General features: G+C 61.0%; 3 protein-coding genes. All 3 read right to left on the bottom strand.

What is annotated here, in order from left to right; genetic code table 11:
- On the bottom strand, positions 1 to 301 hold a 301-nt coding region (locus B3520_RS09865), incomplete at its 3' end, for a hypothetical protein (RefSeq protein ID WP_286875943.1).
- A gap of 142 nt (positions 302 to 443) precedes the next feature.
- Positions 444 to 1,637 (bottom strand): class I SAM-dependent rRNA methyltransferase, encoded by a 1,194-nt coding sequence (locus B3520_RS09860; protein WP_286806815.1) that lies wholly within the window; start codon positions 1,635 to 1,637, stop codon positions 444 to 446.
- Between the two features lie 77 nt (positions 1,638 to 1,714).
- Positions 1,715 to 2,170: a hypothetical protein gene (locus B3520_RS09855; RefSeq protein WP_024461404.1), complete on the bottom strand. Its 456-nt coding sequence runs from the start codon at positions 2,168 to 2,170 to the stop codon at positions 1,715 to 1,717.
- Positions 2,171 to 2,231: the final 61 nt, after the last annotated feature.

Below are 2,231 nucleotides of genomic sequence, written 5' to 3'. Positions count from 1 at the left end.
TACCTTCGCCGCACTTACCTTCGGCATCCTTGTCTTTCTTGTCCTCACCACACTTGGCTTCGCCGCATTTGGCCTCGCCACCTTTTTTCTCTTCGCCGCACTTGGCTTCACCACATTTGGCTTCACCACATTTGGCTTCACCGTCTTTCTTCTCGCCACCGTGGTTGTGAGCCAATTGACTGTAACCGCTGGAGAGTGTTTCGGCCGAAAAGGGGTTTTCGGCGACAGCGGCCTGGCTACCCAGGCCCAACAACAGGGCGGCACTGGCAGAGGCGATCAGGGGATTTTTCATGGATTTCATCGTTGTTCTCCTACGAAAGTTATTGGAATCATCTGAACGTTCAGATTACATACCGTCATAAACGCGCTATAGATCATAGCGCATGTCTCGGACCGCCGCTTTCGCAAGAGGGTTCAGTACTCAGTACAACGACGTCTTCGCCTCAGGGCAGGTACACCCGGGCAAACACCGCTTTCAGATAATCGGTCTCGGGGATGGCCGGATGCACAGGATGATCGGCGCCCTGCCCGCCCTGGGCGATGATCTGTACGTGACGATCCAGGTGCCGGCCGGCACCGCGCACGATATCGGTCAGCGATTCCCGGGCCAGGTGCATGGAGCAGGAAGCCGACACCAGCAGGCCGTCGCGGCCCAGCAGTCGAATGGCCAGCTCATTGATGTGGCGATACGCCGCCTCTCCGGCCTTCTGGTCCTTGCGCCGTTTGATAAACGCGGGCGGGTCCAGCACCACCACATCGAAAGTTTCACCGTCGGCGATCAGTGCCTTGAGCACGTCAATGGCCTTGCCCTGAAGCGCGCTGACCCGGTCCGCCACGCCGTTCAGCTCGGCATTGGTGGCCACTCCGTCCAGCGCCGTGGCCGAGGCATCCACACAGACCACTTCCCGGGCGCCGGCGTTGGCAGCCGCCACACCCCAACCGCCCATATAGGAAAAGACATCCAGCACCCGGCGATCCCGACACCAGCCCTGAAGGCGAGCGCGATTGTCGCGGTGATCGTAGAACCAACCGGTTTTCTGACCCTGTCCTACCGGAATCCGGAAGCGGGTCCCATTCTCCAACAGCTCCAGGGTGTCCGGCATGGTGCCGTGGGCGACTTCCTGATAGCGCGCCAACCCTTCCAGCTCGCGGGCGCCGTGATCGTTGTCCAGCAGAATGCCCGCGGGCTTCAGACACTGTACCAGTGCCTCGATAATATCGGCCTTGTGGCGCTCCATGCCGGCACTGGCAATCTGAACCACCAGATAGTCACCAAAGCGGTCCACCACCAGCCCGGGGAGCAGATCGGAATCGCCGTAGATGAGTCGGTAATAGGGGCCGGGAAAGAAGGCATCGCGCAAGGCCAGAGCCTGATTGATACGGTGCACGAGCAGGGATTTACTCAGGGGCTGCTCCGGATCGCGATTGACCAGCCGCGCGCAGATCAGGCCGGCCGGATTGACCACCGCCACCCCGAGCGCCTTGCCGGTGCTGGCCAGGACCAGCGCCTGATCCCCGGGTTGAAACGCCTTGAGCGGCGTTTTGGCCACGTCTACTTCGTTACTGTAGATCCACAGGTGGCCGCGTTTGAGGCGACGGTCGGTATTTTTCTTGAGCTGCAAGGGGGGCAATGACACGGGTCGTTCTCCAATGACGATCGACCGCCGGAAGTGGCGGCGCTCGCCATTCTACGCGAGACCACGACCGGACACGATCACTCCGGCTGTGGAATAGGCAGTTGGGATCTTTCGGCAAAGCGGCTCCGGTCTTGTTCGGTAGCGCCCTCACGACACTCTCCCCGCAGCCACATCTCGGCCCGGGACAGACGATAGTCCAACTCCAGAAAGCCCTCCCGGCAGTACCCGGTGAGCGTCACGGCCCGCTCGGCGTCGCTGCGCAACTGCCGGTACTCGCGGCTGCCCAAAGGCTCCCGACGACGATGCTCGGTCACATCCTTGGGGGACCGGTACACCTGCACCAGTGGCCGCTGACGGGCATCCGGCACATCCAGTTGATACACAAACAGTTTGCTGTTGTTGGGCCGCAGATCAATCGACAGCGTCTCTTTCAGGCCCCCGTAATGGCGCCCACCGCTACTGCACCCGATCAGCAGGGTACCGATCAACACTCCGGTCACGCCCAACCACCACCGGCCTCTGCCATTGCCCATATTCCGTTCCCCACTCCTCAAGATGTTGCTGTTCAGGCCGACAACCCAATACGAAACCCTA

The sequence above is a fragment of the Marinimicrobium sp. UBA4509 genome (assembly GCF_002388575.1).
Taxonomy (GTDB): Bacteria; Pseudomonadota; Gammaproteobacteria; order Pseudomonadales; family Cellvibrionaceae; genus Marinimicrobium; species Marinimicrobium koreense.
Note: the sequence above shows the minus strand (reverse complement) of the source record. Positions and strands in the feature narration are given on the sequence as shown.